This window comes from Streptomyces iconiensis, from assembly GCF_028657195.3.
GTDB lineage: Bacteria > Actinomycetota > Actinomycetes > Streptomycetales > Streptomycetaceae > Streptomyces > Streptomyces iconiensis.
Genome location: NZ_JANCPR020000047.1, coordinates 17,782 through 35,479, shown reverse-complemented (window position 1 = coordinate 35,479; position 17,698 = coordinate 17,782). Strand labels below are relative to the sequence as shown.

Annotated in this window: 10 protein-coding genes; 6 read left to right on the top strand and 4 right to left on the bottom strand. The window is 68.5% G+C overall.

The window, feature by feature from the left end; translation table 11 throughout:
* Nucleotides 1-221: 221 nt before the first annotated feature.
* The 4 genes from NMN56_RS33990 to NMN56_RS33975 all read left to right on the top strand — a co-directional run bounded on the left by NMN56_RS33990 (nucleotide 222) and on the right by NMN56_RS33975 (nucleotide 3,188).
* Complete coding sequence (locus NMN56_RS33990) at nucleotides 222-431, top strand: hypothetical protein (RefSeq protein ID WP_280842932.1); 210 nt, start codon at nucleotides 222-224, stop codon at nucleotides 429-431.
* A 995-nt stretch (nucleotides 432-1,426) separates the two neighbouring features.
* The gene (locus NMN56_RS33985) at nucleotides 1,427-1,618 is read left to right on the top strand and encodes a hypothetical protein (RefSeq protein ID WP_274047095.1); all 192 of its coding nucleotides are present in this window, start codon (nucleotides 1,427-1,429) and stop codon (nucleotides 1,616-1,618) included.
* Between the two features lie 468 nt (nucleotides 1,619-2,086).
* Complete coding sequence (locus NMN56_RS33980) at nucleotides 2,087-2,254, top strand: hypothetical protein (RefSeq protein WP_274047096.1); 168 nt, start codon at nucleotides 2,087-2,089, stop codon at nucleotides 2,252-2,254.
* A 253-nt stretch (nucleotides 2,255-2,507) separates the two neighbouring features.
* The gene (locus NMN56_RS33975; protein WP_274047097.1) at nucleotides 2,508-3,188 is read left to right on the top strand and encodes an antibiotic biosynthesis monooxygenase; all 681 of its coding nucleotides are present in this window, start codon (nucleotides 2,508-2,510) and stop codon (nucleotides 3,186-3,188) included.
* Between the two features lie 648 nt (nucleotides 3,189-3,836).
* On the opposite strand, the gene NMN56_RS33970 is transcribed toward NMN56_RS33975, so the two are convergent.
* Both NMN56_RS33970 and NMN56_RS33965 read right to left on the bottom strand, forming a co-directional pair.
* Nucleotides 3,837-4,385, bottom strand: a complete 549-nt coding sequence (locus tag NMN56_RS33970) for a hypothetical protein (RefSeq protein ID WP_274047098.1) — start codon at nucleotides 4,383-4,385, stop codon at nucleotides 3,837-3,839.
* A gap of 461 nt (nucleotides 4,386-4,846) precedes the next feature.
* The gene (locus tag NMN56_RS33965) at nucleotides 4,847-11,299 is read right to left on the bottom strand and encodes an RHS repeat domain-containing protein (protein ID WP_274047099.1); all 6,453 of its coding nucleotides are present in this window, start codon (nucleotides 11,297-11,299) and stop codon (nucleotides 4,847-4,849) included.
* A 453-nt stretch (nucleotides 11,300-11,752) separates the two neighbouring features.
* On the opposite strand from NMN56_RS33965, the gene NMN56_RS33960 reads away from it, so the two are divergent.
* Entirely contained in the window at nucleotides 11,753-14,773 is a 3,021-nt protein-coding gene (locus NMN56_RS33960; protein ID WP_274047100.1) for an FG-GAP repeat domain-containing protein, read from the top strand.
* A gap of 225 nt (nucleotides 14,774-14,998) precedes the next feature.
* Here the strand turns inward: NMN56_RS33960 and NMN56_RS33955 are convergent, their stop codons facing one another.
* Nucleotides 14,999-15,430: a hypothetical protein gene (locus NMN56_RS33955; protein ID WP_274047102.1), complete on the bottom strand. Its 432-nt coding sequence runs from the start codon at nucleotides 15,428-15,430 to the stop codon at nucleotides 14,999-15,001.
* Nucleotides 15,431-15,955: 525 nt separating this feature from the next.
* Between NMN56_RS33955 and NMN56_RS33950 the strand changes: the two genes are divergently transcribed.
* On the top strand, nucleotides 15,956-16,117 hold the full coding sequence (locus tag NMN56_RS33950) for a hypothetical protein (RefSeq protein WP_274047103.1): 162 nt from the start codon (nucleotides 15,956-15,958) through the stop codon (nucleotides 16,115-16,117).
* 16 nt (nucleotides 16,118-16,133) lie between these two features.
* Here NMN56_RS33950 and NMN56_RS33945 read toward each other — a convergent pair whose 3' ends face one another.
* Nucleotides 16,134-17,576 (bottom strand): aldehyde dehydrogenase family protein, encoded by a 1,443-nt coding sequence (locus NMN56_RS33945; RefSeq protein WP_274047133.1) that lies wholly within the window; start codon nucleotides 17,574-17,576, stop codon nucleotides 16,134-16,136.
* Between the last annotated feature and the right edge of the window lie 122 nt (nucleotides 17,577-17,698).

Below are 17,698 nucleotides of genomic sequence, written 5' to 3'. Positions count from 1 at the left end.
TCAGCGGTCAAGCGGTGCCCCGAAGCCCGGCGGCAACACCCCCCAGGTCATCGACTCCGACAGGGGGCACACAGCCATACCGGGCCCGGGGGCCAGACGCCCCATTGCGGGGCCACGAGAAAGGTAACGGGGTACTTCCCGCTCGCCCGGAGATCGCTGCTGCTCGGCGCCTCGCGAAGTCACTGCGTGACGTGTTCGCTCGGGCTGGTGATCCGGAGGTCGTGTCCCTCGCCGACATCATCGAATACCTGCGCAGTACGGACCCTGGGACGTGGAAGCAGTGGGTCACCAGCGCACAAGCCTTGGCTGGGGGGACGGTCGCGAAGATTTTCCGGGCCTCGGGCTTCGACGTCACGCGGGTGCGTACGGCCGAGTTTCCCGGGCGCCCCGCCCGGTACCGGCTCGATCAGGTGGTGAAAGCTGTCCTCTGAGTCGAGTTTCTCGGCCCCTCGTGGAACTCGGCGGCTCTGCCCTGGTCCTCCTCCTTATGTTCTGAGTGGGATCGTGTGCTGGCGCGTTGTCGCATGCGTTGGGTGTTTTGGGTCTGTTCGAGTTCCCGGGGGGGGCACTCCCCTGCTGTGCAAGTCCTCCTCGGACAGCTCCGGGGCGGCCTCGGGGGAACTGTGGCCGAGGATTTTCATCCGGCGGCTTGGGGATCCCGGCCTCCGCTCTTCGGCTCGCTCCCGTGCCGGCGCCCACTCGTTGAGAGCGGCGCCCCGCACCCCGCAGCCGGTGGCGAGCGCAACGACGGACTGTTTTGTGGGCTGCCCGGTCTCTTTTCCTGCTGCCAGGCGGCTGAGGGTGGAGTGCGTGGCGTCGTGTTGGCTGTCCTGCTCAAGATCGGTATGGAGGCGGGAGCCATCCTTGTCGGAGGTCCAACAGCGCCGCGCGCAGATCGGCGGAGTCGCGCACGTAGCTGATGCGCGGGGCCGGGACAGTCCGGCCGCAGCCAGGCTCTCCCGGTGCCGGGCGTTCTTCATGGCCGCTCGGCCTGCGTCAGGCTGGCCCCGCAGGCGCTGGCGTATGCCAGTACAGCCGCTTTGCGCGGGGGCACCTGGTGGCCGGAGGCGGTCCGCGCCGGAGGAACGTTGCTCCTGGCCGCCACGCTGACCACGGCGCATCCAAGCGGCCTCGCGGCCCTGGTCCTCCGCCCCGTCCGCCCATGAGCTCCGTGCGTGAGGTGGGCGGTGACTGTGCGGCGGCAGCCTCAAGGCGCCAGGACCGAGAAATGATCCAACCCCCTCTCCGTGGCAGGGGGAGTCCGGCTACGCGCTGTCTTTGGGGGCTGGGCGTTCGCCGGTTGGGGTACGGCGCTCAGCCGCGGGGAAGCAGTCTTCCTGCGAAGCGAAGGCCCTCGAAACACCTACCGGCTTCCCAACCTGATGTTCCGAGGGCCTCTCCCAGGCGAACCCGGAAGGAGAAGCACGTGTTCGTACCTCGCTGTGCCTGTTCCCCGTATCCCGGCACCGCACACGGCAACTCGACGAGGTGGACCATCACCGTCGTCATCATCGTGATCATCGCTGTCGGTGTCCTGGCGCAGGCGGGACTCAGCGCCGAATGGCTTGCTGCCATCGCCGCGGTGGTGGGCACTGCGCGCGGTCACCAGCAGCCGTAGCCCGCCCCGTGCCCCGGCCGCATGGCCGGGGCACGGTCTGAGCGACGGGTCATCAGGCCGGCCGGGCAACGTGGAAACTTTGGGGCCGCCAAGCCTGAAAAGTGGCCGCCTACGGTCCTGAGACGCACAGGAGCGACCGGTTGCCCCCCTTGGTCTCCCTTGATTGCGCCGCTGGTTGCGGCGGCTGGGTCGTGGCCGGGGGTAACAGGGCAGGTCGAGGGCTGGGGGCAACCTCTTGGGTGGCGCCGATACCTCTCTCACGGGCGGGGAGGTTCACAACCGGGGTGGCGGGGTGCTCAGGCGCTTTCTCGGGCATCCCGTCCGCGGAGCCGAAATCGCAGGACGGCGGGCTGCCTGACAGGTTTCCGTGAGAGTTGCGCGGCTAGTCCCCTGTCCCCTCAAGCTCTCCCCACACGGCTCCGGAGCCGCCTCAGCATCCATCGCTTTTGGCCTGTGGGAGTTCACAACATGCACATCAGTACCGGTGGTCTGGCACTCGTGCTCGTCGTCTTGCTGACGGCGGCCGTGCTGGCCTACCTCACGTATCAGCACCCGGCTCTTGGAGAACCGCTGCTCGTCGCGATGGCTGCTGTCACCGTGGTGGCGTCGGTCATGTTCCTCGTCAACCGTTCATAAGGCCTGCGCCGGAGCCCCGGTCCGCTCGGAGCAGTCCGGGCGGACCGGTTACCGGGCCACGGTGGGGTGGCTGCGCGCGCTCCTGGCCTTACCGGCCAGCCTTACCAGCCAGCCAGCCAGCCAGCCCGGCCAGCCCGGCCAGCCCGGACGTAGGCCCTCCGACCGACGCGCGCCCATCCTCAAAGCGGGACGATACGTTCGGGACCGGCGGGACCGGCACGAACATGTCCGAGCAGAGCAAGGGGAGCCGCGAGTGACGTTCAACATCGATACGGCACCTGACCCGGTCACCGCCCCGGCGGCGATGTTCGGTACCTGGCAGGTGGGCACGCCGCAGCGGCAACAGGCCACGGCCGAAGCCATCGCTGACGCATGGCGGAAGAGGCCCTGGCCGGGCCCCGGCCTGCAGTCGTACACCGTGCTGGCCGCCGACGATGGCACCACGCTGTTGCACTTCTCCCAGGTGAACGACCTGGATGAAGTTCCGCCACAGGACCTGACCTGGAAACAGGAGGTTGATGCGGCCGTCCCCGACATCGAGCGGACCGGTGTGATCGCGGCCAAGCGGCGCGAGAGCACGCCCGCCTACGGCCCGGCAGCCGAGGCCGGATGCGTGGTGCTGGTCACCCGCCTCTTCGACGGCCCCGACACCGGGCGGGCGAACCGGCCGGCGGACGCGATGTTCGGCAGAACCATCGGCACACCGCCGCCTGACGGTCTGCTCTCCGCCCACTTCTACGTGAACACCGATGGCACCCGGGTGTTCAGCTACGCCCTGTGGACCACCACCGAAGCACACCGGCAGGCCATCGAGCACCGCCCTGCCCGGCCCGAGGCCCACACGCAACGGCAGCAAGCACCCGCCCGGCCCGGCCTGCTCGACACCACTGTCCAACGGTTCCGCCCGGCGCTTCAGCTCACCTCGCGCATCTGACAGCCCGCCCTGCAAGCGAGAAGCGACCGTATGCCCTTCGCAGCGCCGTCTACCGGCCTTCCCCGACCAAGGGGCCCTGTCGGGGCCTCCCCGGGGGCGATGCAGGCGTCATCGCCTGCACCAAAGCGGTGTTCACCCCCGCGCGCCGGGCGTCACCGGGATCGGCATCAACGATCCGGCGTTCGGCGGCCAGGAACCTGCCTCGTCTCCAGCGGCTGGCTCGGAGTCCGGTCGCAGGAGGCGCCGCCGGCGCCTCCTGCGACCGGACGAACGCATGGCTGACATACCCCGGCAAGAGCCGCGAAGACGGCGCCCGGCCCGCCGGTGACGACACTCCCCGCCGCCGTGCTCACGTCGAGCGCCACGACCACGAACCCGACAAGCAGCGCAACCCCCGCCCCCCTCGCCAACTACACACCCCAGGGCGGCCCCTGAAGGGCCCGCCCACCAACGTGGAGGTACTCCTCGAAGTCGCCGCGGGCCTTCATGTATCCGGCGTCCACCCCACCAACGTGGGGGGGAACCCGCCGCTCCGTCCAGAGGCCGCGGCACACCCCATGACACGCGCTGCCGACCGTGTCGGGGCGATGCACACGAACAGACTCGGGCGCCGCGCCGATCTCGGAGATGACCGGGGCAGTCCGGCATTCAGCCACCGGTGATCGCCATCCAGATCACGCCTGTTCCTGCGATCGCCACACAAAGAGCGAAAGACAGATCGGCTGGCGCGCAACGAGTCCAGGAGACTCGCGGAGCTGCCTCGGTTCCGCCTGCAATGAGTCCAGGAGAAAGCCAGCACTTGATTCTTTGCTCGGCTTTACGACTCGTTCCTTTGAATCGGTCCACGAGAGATCCTCCAAACGCGAAAACCGATATTTCCTGCTCCTCGCTGACCCACACTTCCAGCGTCCCGTCATCACCGACAGAGACGTCTTGGATCGCTGATTTCGGAATGACATAAGTCCGCACAGGGTTGACCACCAGAAGCGTCTGCTCACGCAGAACCACTTTACAGCTTGCCAATCTCCCAAAGAATCCAGCGAAAGCCAGATATACCGGCACACCTTGCCAGCCCATGCGGAATCCGTTTACCGCCGTAACCTTCCATATGGCGGCGAGCATGCCGATACCGAGCCCGAGGATGAGTACCCCGAAAAATACAAGCCAAGAGTTTCGCCGCAACACGATCGCTTTCACAGCTCTTTGCCACCTACAGAGCACCGACGGTGGCGCGGTGCGCTTCAAGAGAACCACTATCTGAAGATGTGGGCCCTAACCGACCCGAAGATCCCGGCGCTCGGTTCCGTAGAGGCCTTCAATCCCTCCAGGTAGCCCCCCGGCCCGTACGGAGCCGGGGACCGGCGAGTTGACTGATGCCACACCTCTCACAAGAGGGACGCAACTTCCACGATCGCACATATTGTACCCAAGGATCCGATCACGGCGCCCACGAATCTTAGCGTGCGAGGTGTTGCCGCCCCTACTATCGTGACCCTTTCGTAGAAGTTGAACAAGCGATAGGCAGAGTCGCGATAATCGAACGCTACGACCCACCCTGCAGACGCGAAAACAATTAGAGCAACTATCCAGAACACGTCCACGACTCCACCCACTAGCTTACCGTTCATGCAGTATCACACGGCGTCCGCGCTGCGTGGTCATCCTAGCGTGAAGAGCCTGCCGACCCGAGTGTTGGTGCTGGTTGAGATGCCCGCCTCGACTCCCACCCCGGCACCTACTGATATGTCGGTGGCTCCCACCCGTTCACCTCGGGAATTTACCGCTCCGATCGCCCTCTCGTGACTTACAGATACAGCTGGCCCGGCTCCGACAGCAAAGTTGCCACCCCAGCCGTCACCTCTGAGCTGATCGAAGCCATCTGCATTACTCCCCATCAGTCCGACTGTGGCGTTGGCGCCGACCGATGGCGATTCCAGTCCCTTAGAAAAGCTGATTCCGTAGTCGGTCTTACCGTCAGGCCTGCGCGTGCTGACCAGACACAGTCCCACTGAACCCCCGGTGCCAAATCCTGCGGAACCGCTCGCGCAAACGCCGGTTGTGTTTCCTGAAAAATAGGCACCGGCAATCTCTTTCAAGTGGGTCTTGCGGTAGACCCCCTGCCAGAACCCTTCATTTTTCTGGTTCTGCTTGGCACGTGCCTTGGCGGCATTCCGGTCAGCACGTCTCTTGGCTTTGGCGACCGCTGCTCGGCGTTGGGCTGCCGCGTAGCTGGCGCCGCGGGAGAGTTGGCGGGCGGTGGGGCGGGTGGTGCCGTGGCCGTGGCGGTAGACGTGGCGGTAGTTCTTGTTGGCGCGTTGGGCCCAGTAGTTGCGGGAGATGGTGCCGCCGACGGCGCGGGTGACTTTTTTGTAGTTCTTGCCGAAGGTGACCTTCTTGATCCGGCCGCCTCTGCCGTAGGAGCAGTTGTACTGGCCGCTGACGCATTCCATCAGGGCTTCGCCGCTGGGGTCGGAGAAGGTGGCGGGGTTGTTGCCGCCGTACTGGTAGGGGTTGTGCTGGCGCTGGTCAGAGGCGATCAGGTACGGATCAACGGAGAGGAAGCGGCCAAGGTCTGGGTCGTATTCCCGGGCTCCGAGGTGGGTGGTACCAGTGGGATCGGTCTTCCCGCCGGCGAAGCCCCGGCTTCCGGGCCATCCCTTTCCGCCGCCGGAGACGGCGCCGTTGCGCGGGCCGCCGAAGGGGAGTTGCTTGCGGCGGGTGACCATCTGGCTTGTGCCGAAGGCGACCGCGACCATGGCGGTGCCCTGCTGGTCGGAGAAGAGGTAGGAGATGCCCTGGCCGGTGACGCGGGTGGCGATGGTGCGGTCACCGTGGGTGTAGTAGCGGGTGCCGGATATCTGGCCGTCGTGGGCGGTCAGTTCGTTGCCCTCGGGAAGGTAGAGGGTGGTGCCCGCCCCGGCATTACGGGCCGCCAGGCGGTCACCGCCCGCGGTGTAGAGGTAGCTGGTGGTGGCTCCGGCCTCGGTGACCGTCTCCAGACGGCCCTCCGCGTCCCAGGTCATGTTCTGATCATGCGAGCCGCCCTTGCGGGAGAGGGTGTTGCCCGCCTCGTCGTGCCCGAAGGTCTCGGTGCCGTACTCGTCGGCCTCACCGCTGCCGGTCGTGGCCACCGAGCGCAACGTGTTGGGAGCCTTTCCGCCGGGGGTGCCGTAGGCGTAGGTGCGGACCGTGTCCGCCGCGCCCTCACCACCGGCACTCGCCCCCGCCGCGCCGAGTGCGTGCCGGGTCTCCTTCGTACGGTTGCCCGCCTTGTCGTAGGCGAAGGACTGCCAGTAGGGGTCGGAGCCGCCGACGTTCTTCTTCTCCGGGGCCGTGGCGCAGGACTGGCCGGGATCGGCGGTGGTCCAGGCGGCGGTCAGGCGCTGGAGTGCGTCGGTGGTGAAGCACTGGACGTCGTGGGTGGCGGCCTCGTCCTGGCTGGAGGTGGCGGCGACGCGGGTGGTGTTGCCCGCGGGGTCGTAGGTGTAGCGGGTGTCCTCGATGCGCAGGGCGACCTGGCCGTCGACGGTGGCACGGGTCAACTGGCCGGTGTGTTCGTCCCAGTTGCGGGTCTCGTAGACCTTGCGGCCGTTGAGGCCCTGCTCCGTACGCACCGGATGCGAGAGGGTGTCGTAGGTGGTCTTGCCCACCAGCGGGACGCCACCCGCCGACAGGGACTTGGGCAGGCCCTCGGGGGTGTAGCTGGTGGCGAGGCGTTCGGCGGGCAACCCGCCGATGGCGGGCTGGTCCACACGGGTGCGGGCACCGGTTGCCTGGTCGTAGAGGTACTTCCAGGTGTAGCTGCCCGCCAGATCCCCTTCCGCCGAGGGGATCTTCATCGTCGTCGACGTGGGCTGGTAGCGGTCGTTGTAGCCGACGACGGTCGAGGTGTAGGCGGCGTCCTTGTCATAGCGGGTCTCGCTGTCGGGCTGTCCCTTGGCCGCCTTGTCGTAGCTCCAGGCGGCGCGGACGGTGCTGCCTTCCTTCAGGGCCGTCTGCCTGCCCAATGCGTCGTAGCTGGTGGTGAGGGTGATGCCGCGGGCGTCGGTGGTCTTCACCGGCTGGTCGAGCGAGTCGTACGTGGTGGTGGTGACGCCCTTGTCGGGGTCGTCAGCGGTGATCTGCCGGCCGCGCGCGTCGTACGTCCACTTCCAGGTGTTGCCCGCCGCGTCGGTGAAGCGGGTCTGTTCGCCGTGCTTTCCGTAGGCCGTGGTGGCCTTGACGGACTCGGTGCGGTCGGCGTTCGTGTAGGAGAGCCGCTCGGTAACGCGGTCGTGGATGTCGGTCACCTCGGTGGTGGCGGTGCCGCCCTTGGGCGGGATGACGGTGGTGCGGTCGCCGTCGTACTGAGTGGTGGTGCGGCGGGTCTCGTCACCGTACTTCTGCTGGATCTCCGCGACAGTGCGGCCGGCTCCGTCGTAGCGGGTCAGGGTCGAGGTCGGGATCTTCGCGTCGTTCGCGGTGACCAGGGTGGCGGAGGGCTTGCCCTCGGCGTAGTAGGGGCTGTAGCTCTTCCAGGCCCGGCCGAGGGTGTCGTACAGGGTCTCGGTGACGACGCGCCCGTCGACGCTGCCGGTGGCCGGTGCCTGGGACTCGCGCTCGCGCAGCAGCCCGTCGTAGAAGGCGTACGCCGAGGCGTAAGTGCCGTCCGAGCGCAGGGTCTTGGTGCTGACGACGGTCGGCTTGTCCTTGCTGACGGCGTAGGCGAACGACGCCGAAGGCTGGGCGGCGTGATCCGCCTTGGGCCAGCCCGGATCCCACGCCTGGGTGGTGCGGCCGAGTGCGTCATAGGTGAGGTCGGTGCGCTTGCCGTTGGCGTCCACGGTCGCGGTGGTGGCGCCTCGCCGGGGGTCGAGGTGGGTGGTCTGGGTGTGACCGAGAGCATTGGTGGCGACGGTCTTGGCCGGGGCCTGCCCGGTGGCCGGGGTGTAGGCGGTGCTGGATGTGTGTCCCGCGGCGTCCGTGCTGGTCAGCTCGCGGCCGTAACGGTCGTGGGTGGCCGTCCCGGTGGTGAGGGTGCCGGTGCCCTTGTCATCGGTCTCGTCGGTCCGCGTCACATCGCCCTTGGTGGGGGTGGCGTCGAGCTTGTCGGCGCCGTCGAAGTATGTGCGGCTGAGCGAGACCAGGTCGTCGGGCTTCGCCGTGGCGCCGCACGGGGTGGCGACCGTCTTCTCCTCGGCGACGAGGTCGAGGATGTTCTTGTCGGTGTTGCGGACGTACGTGGTTCTGGTGCACTCCTCGTCGCCGTTCACGGACGTGTCGCCGGTGTCGGACTCGGAGGTGACCATCCCGTACGAGTCGAAGGTGCGGGTGGTCTCCGCGCGGCGGGTCTTGCCGCCGCTGATGACCTCCCGGCTGCTCTCCTTCTGGACACCGGTGTGCCGGGCCTCCAGCGCGGGCAGTCCCGGCCTGGTCTGGCTGGCGGTGGGCGCCGAGCGCCAGGGCGTGCTGGAGGTGGCCTCGGTCAGCTTGCCGTTGATTCCGTCGAAGGTGGCTTCCTCACGGGTCTGGCCGGCGAACTGTGGCCGGTCGGTGACCTCGTGGCCCTCCGAGTCGACCACTTTCGCGCCGTCGATGCCGCGGAAGTAGCGGGCCTCGCTGCGAGTGCGGGTGTCGTCGGCTGTGCCGGTGACCGTGCGGACCCGGGCGTATCCGCGCCGGTCGCCGTAGGTGCGGTGCTTGGCCTTGGTGAACTCGTCCTCGTCCTTGGCCCAGGCCATGCCGCCAAGGTAGGTGTAGGAGGTGTGCTGGGCCGGGGCTCCGGCGGTGTTGTCGGTCTCGATGACCTCGTCGGCGACGTAGGCGTGGAACCAGTCCTCGTACGGTTCCCAGTCGGCTGCCGGCGCGTCCGGTGGTGACCAGATGACGGGGTAGCAGCGTTTGGTGTTGGAGGCCGGCTTGGGCAGGGAGCCGGCCTTGCAGTCCGGTTCGGAGTAGGTGACGCCGACCGTGCCGCCGGTCTCGGTGTCGATGGCGTGCACGCGGTAGCGGTTGTACGGGGGGATGGGGTCGACGGCGCCTTCGACGCGGTTGGGGAGTTGCTGGCCGCGGAAGGTGACGGCGGGCATCGTGAGGGACGTGCTGCCGGTGTGCCCGGTGCGGGTGATCGACTTCAGCCATAGGGGCGGTGCCGTGCCGTCTCCGGTGGAGGGGAAGGAGTGGGCCAGCTTCCAGGAGTCGACCTTCTGGTAGGCGTCGTTCACCAGCGCGGAGGAGGTGATCTCGGTGAGCCGCTTGCGGGACCAGAAAGACGGGGAGGCGTTGCCCTTGCAGTCGTCACCCTTCTTGCAGTGCTGGTCGAAGGGGACGTCGGGCCACTTGGCGGCGTTGGCCTTGGTGAACTTCGCGGTGGCGCAGTCGAAGGAGCTGGTGGGCAGGCAGCGCTCGGCGACGGTGAAGTCGGCCTTGGCCGCGGCCTTCTCGCTGTACACGGAACCCGAGCGCAGGCCGTACTCGGCGCGCTTGAGGTAGCCGCCGCGGGTGTAGGCGGTCGGGGTGCCCTTGCCGGTGGTGTCGTTGACGTTGCGGGCGTAGTAGTTGGACTCCTTGGCCCAGTAGTAGGCCATGGCGTTGGCGTGCGGGTCGACGACGTAGTCGAGGTTCCACCGCCACCCCTGCTGGCACCAGGAGTCCTTGAACGCGGAGGCGTGGCAGGGCTCGCCCGCGTGGTTGCCGAAGACCGGCGCTGTGAAGACGGAGTTGGTCTCTTCCTTGCCGCTGGTCCAGCCGGGCAGCCTGTTGTAGCCGAAGTAGTAGCGGATGCCGTCCGGGGTGGTCACGCGCCAGTACTCGCCGTTGTTGTCGCCGTTGCCGCGCTCGGAGGAGGCGAGCTGGGCGACGCGGGTGCCGTCGTCGTCCTGCTTGCGCCACTCGCTGCCGGCGCCGTCGCCTTTCAGCTTGACCAGTTCGCTGGAGGAACCGCCCAGCGACAGCGTGGCGTTGTCCTTCTTCCAGCACTGGTCGCCGACCTTGGAGGAGGGGTTGTTGCCCTCCTTGCCGTTGTCCTTCCTGTCGTCCTCGCAGGCCGTGTAGCGGCGCTCGATGAAGCCGGGTGACAGGGACCAGCCGTCGCCCGCCCAGTTGGCCTGGTTGTTGGTGGCCGCCGTACGGCCGTCGATGCTCTGTGAGGAGTAACCCAGGGAGAGTTCGGGCTCCAGGCCGCCGGGCGCCTCGGGGGTGTCCAGGTCGTAGCTCCAGCCGAACCCGCCGCCGGACTCGCCCGCCGTCCACTTCCCCGAGGGCGAGAGAGGAGTGGCGGAGAAGTCACCGGCGGATCCGGAGGTGTCGGCGGCCATGGCGAGCAGCACCGTGCCCTCGCGCGGCGCGGTCCGGGCCGCGCCGGCGCTTCCGGCCGGGGCGGGGGCGACGGGAGGGGCGGCCTGTGCGCGGCCGGCACCGGTCTTGGGGGTGGGTTCGGCGGTCCCGGGGATGGTGAGGGGCACGGTGGCCGAAAGGGTCGCGGCGTGGGGGTTGTTACGGGTGGGCAGGGCGCGGCCGGGGGCACAGCCGGGCTTGCCGGGGGTGGTGAGCGCACAGTCGGGCAGCCGGTGGAGCGCGAGCCGGGAGGCCCAGCCACCGCCGTACAGGTCGCGGAAGCCGGAGTAGTCCAGCTCCAGGCCGAGTTCGGTCTTGGCACCAGTCCTGGTGCCGGTCTTGCCGCCCGTCTTGGCGCCGGTCCGGGTACCCGTCTTCGGTCCCTCCGCGCGGACCGCGAGGAGCACGCCGTCCACCCCGGCGGCCTCGGCGGCCGAGCGGGGCAGGACCTGCGCCTGGGCGCGCTCGGAGCCCTGGGCCGGCGCGGGGCCGCCCGCCTCGGTGCGGGCCCGGCGGGGGCCCGGGGTCAGCTTCAGCGGGAGTGAACCGGCCTTCAGTGAACGCGCCTTGGCACCGGGCCCGGGTATGCCGCCCTCGGCCGTGCCCGCTTGCGGCCAGTCACCGCGCTGCGGCTTCCACGGGTGGCCGGCCGTCTCGTCGGTGCGGTCGGATCTTTTCGGGGTCACCTGCCGGACCGGGGCCGGGTCCTGCTCTTGGAGGTCCCGCAGTTCCAGTGACGCCGCCATGGCGACGGGCCCGCCGAGCAGCCCGGTGACGAGCATGGCGGTGAGCGCCACGCACGTGCCACGGACCGTGCGTCTGCCACGTCGGTTCTCCGACCCTGCCCGCCCCATCCCAGCCCCTTTACCGTCTTCACATATACAAAACAGAAAGGACCGTAGGCAGCGGCTCCGGGTATTTTCCAGGGCCAATAAGAATCGTTGATCGTTTCGTTATAAATAGCGCCCACGCGACAATGAAACGCTTCCCCTAATGCGCCAAAAGTGCTCTATATCCTTTACAGGTGTCTTGCGCCAACCAACTTTACCTGCAGTCATGACGGAGCGAGAGGAAAGAGTCACTCCCTATCTTCTGGCTGATTTTTTTCGTTTACCAGTACAACCATCTGCCCAAGCGGTGAGTCATGAGCTCCGACTACCTCTCTGTCCATGTGCACAAGAAGAAAAGGAAAGGTGATGAGAGAAACCCGTAGGACGCCGGAAAGAAGACACCGGAGACGGGCGAGAACGATGGGCGCCACGCTCGTGCTCGCCCTCACCGCACCGCTGCTGAGTGCCGCACCCAACGCGGCGGCGGCGCCGCCGTCCGCACCCGCCCCCAGGCATACGCCGGAGGAATCGCGGGCCCTGGCACGAGCCGCCGACGAGGGCGAGCCGGTGGAGCTGCGCTCCCAACGCACCGAGTACACCCAGGTGTTCGCCAACCCGGAGGGCGACTTCACGCAGGACACCTACGCGACACCGCAGTGGATCGCCCAGCGCGGCAAGCTGGTCGACATCGACACCGGCCTCAAGGAGAACAAGGACGGCACCTACTCCCCGCGCGCCACAGAGACCGGCATGCGCTTCTCCCCCGGCGGGAAGGGCCCGCTGGCCACGGTGGTCCGCGACGGCCGTTCGATGGCACTGAGCTGGGGCGGCACGCTGCCCGAAGCGAAGGTCGAGGGCGACACGGTCACCTACCCCGAGGTGCTGGACGGCGTCGACCTCACCCTCAAGGCACACAGCACCGGATTCGGCCAGCTCCTGACCGTCAAGAACGCGCAGGCGGCGGCGAACCCGAAGCTCAAGAAGCTCGACTTCGGCCTGAAGGCCACCGGGCTGAAGGTGGGTGCGGACGACCACGGCAACATCCGTGCCACCAACCCGGCAAGCCAGGAGGTCTTCACCGCGCCCGCCCCGCGGATGTGGGACAGCACCGGATCACCCGCGACCCGCGCACGCTCGGCCGCCGCGCCCGGCGACGGGAGCGAAGGCCCCGAGCCGGGCCCGGAGGCACGGGATGCCCTCATGGGCGTCGAGGTACGGAACGACGCTCTCTCGCTCACCCCGGACGCCGAGCTGCTGACCGGGAAGGACACCACCTACCCCGTCTACCTCGACCCGTCCGTCTCCGGCTCCCGGCACTCCTGGACGATCGCCTACAAGAAGAACCCCAACTCCTCGTACTACAACGGGTCCGGCTTCAACGGCGGCACCACCACGGCACGCGCCGGGTACGAGAACTACACGGGTGGCCTGGGCCGTTCCTACTTCCGGCTGAACACCAAGAACCTGTGGAGCACCGACAAGATCGTCTCCAAGTCGACGTTCCGCATCAAGAACACCTGGTCGTGGTCGTGCACCAAGAAGAAGATCGAGCTGTGGCGCACCGCCGCCATGGGCCCGGGCACCACCTGGAACAAGCAGCCGACCAAGCGCGCCACCCTGGATACGGTCACCGACGCCAAGGGCTGGGGCAGCAACTGCCCCGCCGGGAACCTCGCGTTCAACACCACCAAGGCGGCCAAGGACGCGGCGGCCAAGCACTGGAAGACCGTCACACTCGCGCTGAAGGCAACGAACGAGTCGGACGTGTACGGGTGGAAGAAGTTCGCCGCCAAGTCGGCCGTCCTGTCCACCACCTACAACACGCGCCCCAACACCCCCTCGGGTCTGGACACCTCGCCGGTGAGCACCCGTAACAGCAAGGGCTGCGGCGACACCGCGCCGTACGGCGCCATCGGCAACACCGACTTCTCCCTGAACGCCAAGGTCAAGGACCGCGACGGCGGCACCGTCAAGGCCGTCTTCCACCTGTGGCCCACCGGCCACCGGGACACCGCCGACGGCGGACTGGTCGTGGAGAAGACCGTCTCCGTGCCATCCGGCTCCGTAGCCAGGGCAAAGGTCACGCGCGCCGCGCTCAAGCCGTACCTGAAGGTCGCGAACGGCAACTTCTCCTGGAAGGTACGCGCCTGGGACGGCAAGGCGTACTCGGAGTGGAACACCCCCAAGGGCAAGGCAGGCTGCCGCTTCGTCTTCGACCCCGACCGGCCCAGCACCCCGCCGGGCGTCAGCTCGCCCGACTTCCCCGACGGCGACGAGGGCTGGCCCGCCACCACCGGCGAGGTCCGCGCCGAAGGCACCTTCACACTCTCCGCCAACGGCGTGAAGGACATCGTCGCCTACGAGCACTGGATGGACTCCAAGCCTGATCCCGTCAAGGTCGAGGCCCCTTCCGAGGGAGCCGACGCCACCCTGAAGCTCACCCCCACCTGGGCCGGACCGCAGCAGCTCTACGTACGCAGCGTCGACCGCGCCGGAAACCGCTCGGACACCCGCAGCTACCTCTTCTACGCCAACGGACTGTCCGAACCCGACAAGGACGGCGACCTCGACGGCGACGGCAACGCCGACCTGTGGGGCATCGACGGCAAGGGCGTCCTGCACCGCTGGCTGGGTCAGGGCGACGGCACGCTCAAGGACCACTCACGCCCCGCCTCCAACACCACCTGGGACGACGCCCTGATCACACACCGCGGCGACTGGAGCGGCGACGGCTACGAAGACCTCGTCGCGCTGCGGCCCGACGGCAAGGACGGCCCGCACCGGCTGTGGCTGCACCCCAACAACGGCTTCGGCTTCGCCTGCACCGCCTGCCGCACCGGCGACTACCAGCGCTCCGAACTCACCGTCCAGGACCCCGAGAACAACCACTGGAAGGACGGCGCCAGACAGATCGCCGCCATCGGCGACATGGACGGCGCCCTCGACCTGGACGGCGACGGGGAGCCCGACACCGCCAGCCACCCCGACCTGATCGTCAACGACGGGAAGTTCGCCTGGCTGTACTACGGGGACGGCAGCGGCTACCTCGACACCACCCGCGACCCCGTCCTCATCGGCGACCTCGGCATGGACCGTCTCACCCTCGGCGCACCCGGCGACTTCAACGGCGACGGGCGCCCCGACCTGCTCGTACGGGACGAGGCGTCCGGCGGCGAACTGTACGTCTACGACGGCGGCGAACCCGACGGCATCGGTATCGGCAACCCCGCGCACCGCACCCGCATCGGGTGGAACTGGGGCACCGACACCGTGCCCCTCTTCACCGCCGCACCCGACGCCGACAACAACGGCATCCTGGACCTGTGGGCCACCACCGCCGGCAGCGGCCGACTGCGGATGTTCGCCAACCACACCGCCGACGGGCCGGAGAAGAAGACCACCGCCTCCGACAACTTCGCCGGATACCGCTCAATGGGCTGACCGCCGAAGCCCAGGCCCGAGACCCCGACCCCTGCTGTGGTCCCGGGCCGACCGCTGTCCCGGCGCCTCATGCGACCCACACGAGCGCCTATACCGGCTGCCTCCCCTGGTGCCGGTCTCGCCACCAGATCTCCACGTGCCCTGCCAGGCCACGGGTGCGGGTGAACCCCTACTCCGCCGAGGAGGCCCCTCATGTATGAGGGACCTCCTCGGCCTTGAGACCGGTCAGGCACCGATTCCGTCGTCGTCCGCGACGTAGGCGAAATCGTTGGCCTTGGACACCTGGCCGCCGCCGGCGGCGGCGTTTCCGACGTTCACCGCGCCAGCCGTGCCCGGCGCGGTATTCACGGTGAGTTCACCGACCGATCGGATGCGGAGGTCAGGATCGGAAGCAGAAAGGTCTCCAAGTCGAGCAGCGCCGCCGCTGGTACACAGCCATCGCCCGGGCACGCGAGCAGCAGCATGCGAAAGTACTCGCCGAGCGTCGAGATTCGGGGCTTCTGCCAGGCAGCCCGCGCCCGAAGCAATGAGGCACATCGGCTGAACCGGACCGAGGCGTATGCCATGCGGCTCGACCCGCTGCGCCCCCGGCTGAATCCGCCGGATCGATACCGGTGAGCAATCCATCGTGGACTTCAAGTCGAAGAGCGCGCCCAAGCCGACGCTGTCACCCCTGATCAACTTCGCCCTAGGGACTCGCAGTCGGGTGGGGAGAGGCGCGTCCGGATGCAGGCGCCGCAGGCCCCTTTTTCAAGAACCTCGCCGAGTGCTTGCCCTGCGACAGACCCCGACGAAGCTCCCGACCTGCCCACGAGGCAACCTGACGACCCGTCAAGCATCAAGATCAACGAGCGTCAGGAGCGTCATTTCAGCGTCAAGATATCGCCTGTGACGCCCACAACGCACATAAGGCGCACGAGTAAAAGCGCAGGTCAGGAGCCCTTCGCGGCCGGTTCGGGGATCGCCACGCACTCCATGTGGTGGGTCATCGGAAACCACTCTCGTCGAGCCCTGCCGCAAGGCCACATCCGCTGACTCCTGGTGTCAGCAGGAGCGGCGCTGGTCGCGGATGTCGGCGATGGGGATGCGGCGGGCTGCCGTCGGGCCGCTCGATGCGGACGCTGTTGTCCTCGCGGCGAATGCGGTCGTGCTCCTCGATCTCACGAAGGAGGGCACGCCGGGGTGGCCGCCGGCCGGGCCCGCACCGGTGCCGTCATGGACCGGATGCGTGCCGCACTGGGTGGGGCCCGGCAGGCTGAGGGGTTCGTGGCTGCGCTGTGGCGGGTGGGCGACGAGTCCGACGGGCCCGACGCCCCGCCCGGGCCGCTGTGGCCCGGGCGATGACGGTCGAAGAGCGGGTTCACTCGACGCGCACGGTGTGCACCAGGTGCTTGATCTCCTGGAACTCGGTCAGCCCGCGGGCGCCGTTGAGACGCCCGACGCCGCTCCGTTTCATGCCTCCCTCCTCGAACTGGTCATGGATGATGCCCCAGTTGTTGATCCAGACGGTTCCGGCGTCGAGGCGGGCCGCCACGCGCATGGGCCGGTCCACGTCGCCGCTCCACACGGACGCGGCGAGCCCGAATTCGGTGGCGTTGGCCCGGCGCACGGCGTCGTCCTCGTCGTCGAAGACCTCGAAGGTGGCGACCGGCCCGAACACCTCCTCCTGGACCAGTGGTGCCGCCGGATCCTCGACCTCGACGAGGCTCGGCCTGAGGTAGGCGTCCTCACCTTCAGGGTTGAGGAGTCCGCCGCGTACCAGCACCGTGCCGTAGGCGCTCGCGTCGGTGACGAGGGTGTCGATGCGCTGCGCGGCGGCGCGGTCGATGACCGGTCCCATCGTGGTGGCGGGCTCGTCGCCCGGGCCGACCACCACGGCGTCGAGGGCGGCGACCATCCGGGTACGCAGGGCGTCGGCGATGCCGCGCTGCACAAGGATGCGGCTGCCCGCCATGCAGAACTGGCCGGCGAACGTGGTGACGGCTGAGGTGAGCACGGGCACCGCGGCGTCCAGGTCGGCGTCGTCGCACACGATCATGGGTGTCTTGCCGCCGAGTTCCAGGGAGCACGCCTTCAGGTGCTGGGCGGCCTGCGCCATGATGACGCGGCCCACTGTGGCCGATCCGGTGTAGCTGATGACGTCGGTGCCGGGGTCGGAGACCAGCAAGGGTGCGCCGGTGTTGCCGGACTCCGTGAAGGCGTTGACGACGCCCGGCGGCAGGGCTTCGGTCCCGGCGATGATCTCGTACAGCAGCCCGTTGGTGAGCGCTGTCTGCGCCGGCATCTTCATCGCGGCGGTGCAGCCGGCGGCGAGGGCCGGTGCCAGGGAGCGCACGGCGAGGATGACGGGCGCGTTCCACGGCACGATGACGGCGGCGACGCCGGCGGGCTGGTGGAGCGTGAACGAGTAGCTGCCGGGCACGGTTTCGGCCGCACGGCCGGTGTCGGTGAGGGCGAGGGCGGCGTTGTAGCGGAGTTTGGCGATGGCCGCGCCGATCTCTCCCTCGGCCTCGGGCAGGCGCTTGCCGTTCTCCTGTGACAGAAGAGCGCTCAACGCGCTGTGCCGTGCGGCCATGCGGTCGGCGCATTCGGCCAGGGCCCGGGAGCGGGCCGTGCGGTCGCGGGACCAGGAGGTGGTGGTGAAGGCACTCTGGGCGGCGTCGATCGCGGCGCGGGCGGTGACGGCTCCGGCGTCGGCGTAGGTCCCCAGGGGCCGGCCGGTGGCCGGGGCCAGGGAGGTGCCGGTGGCGTGACCGTCGTGCCACTGGCCGTCGATCAGGTTACGGGCGTGCGACGAGCTCACGTCTCCCCCATGTTCTCGGAGGTGTCGAAGCAGATGACGGGCTTGATGGTATAGCCCGAGCGGGCGTCGGCGACCGCCTGGTCGAGTCGGTCGGGTGCAGAAGCGGATGAATCTGCCGAAGG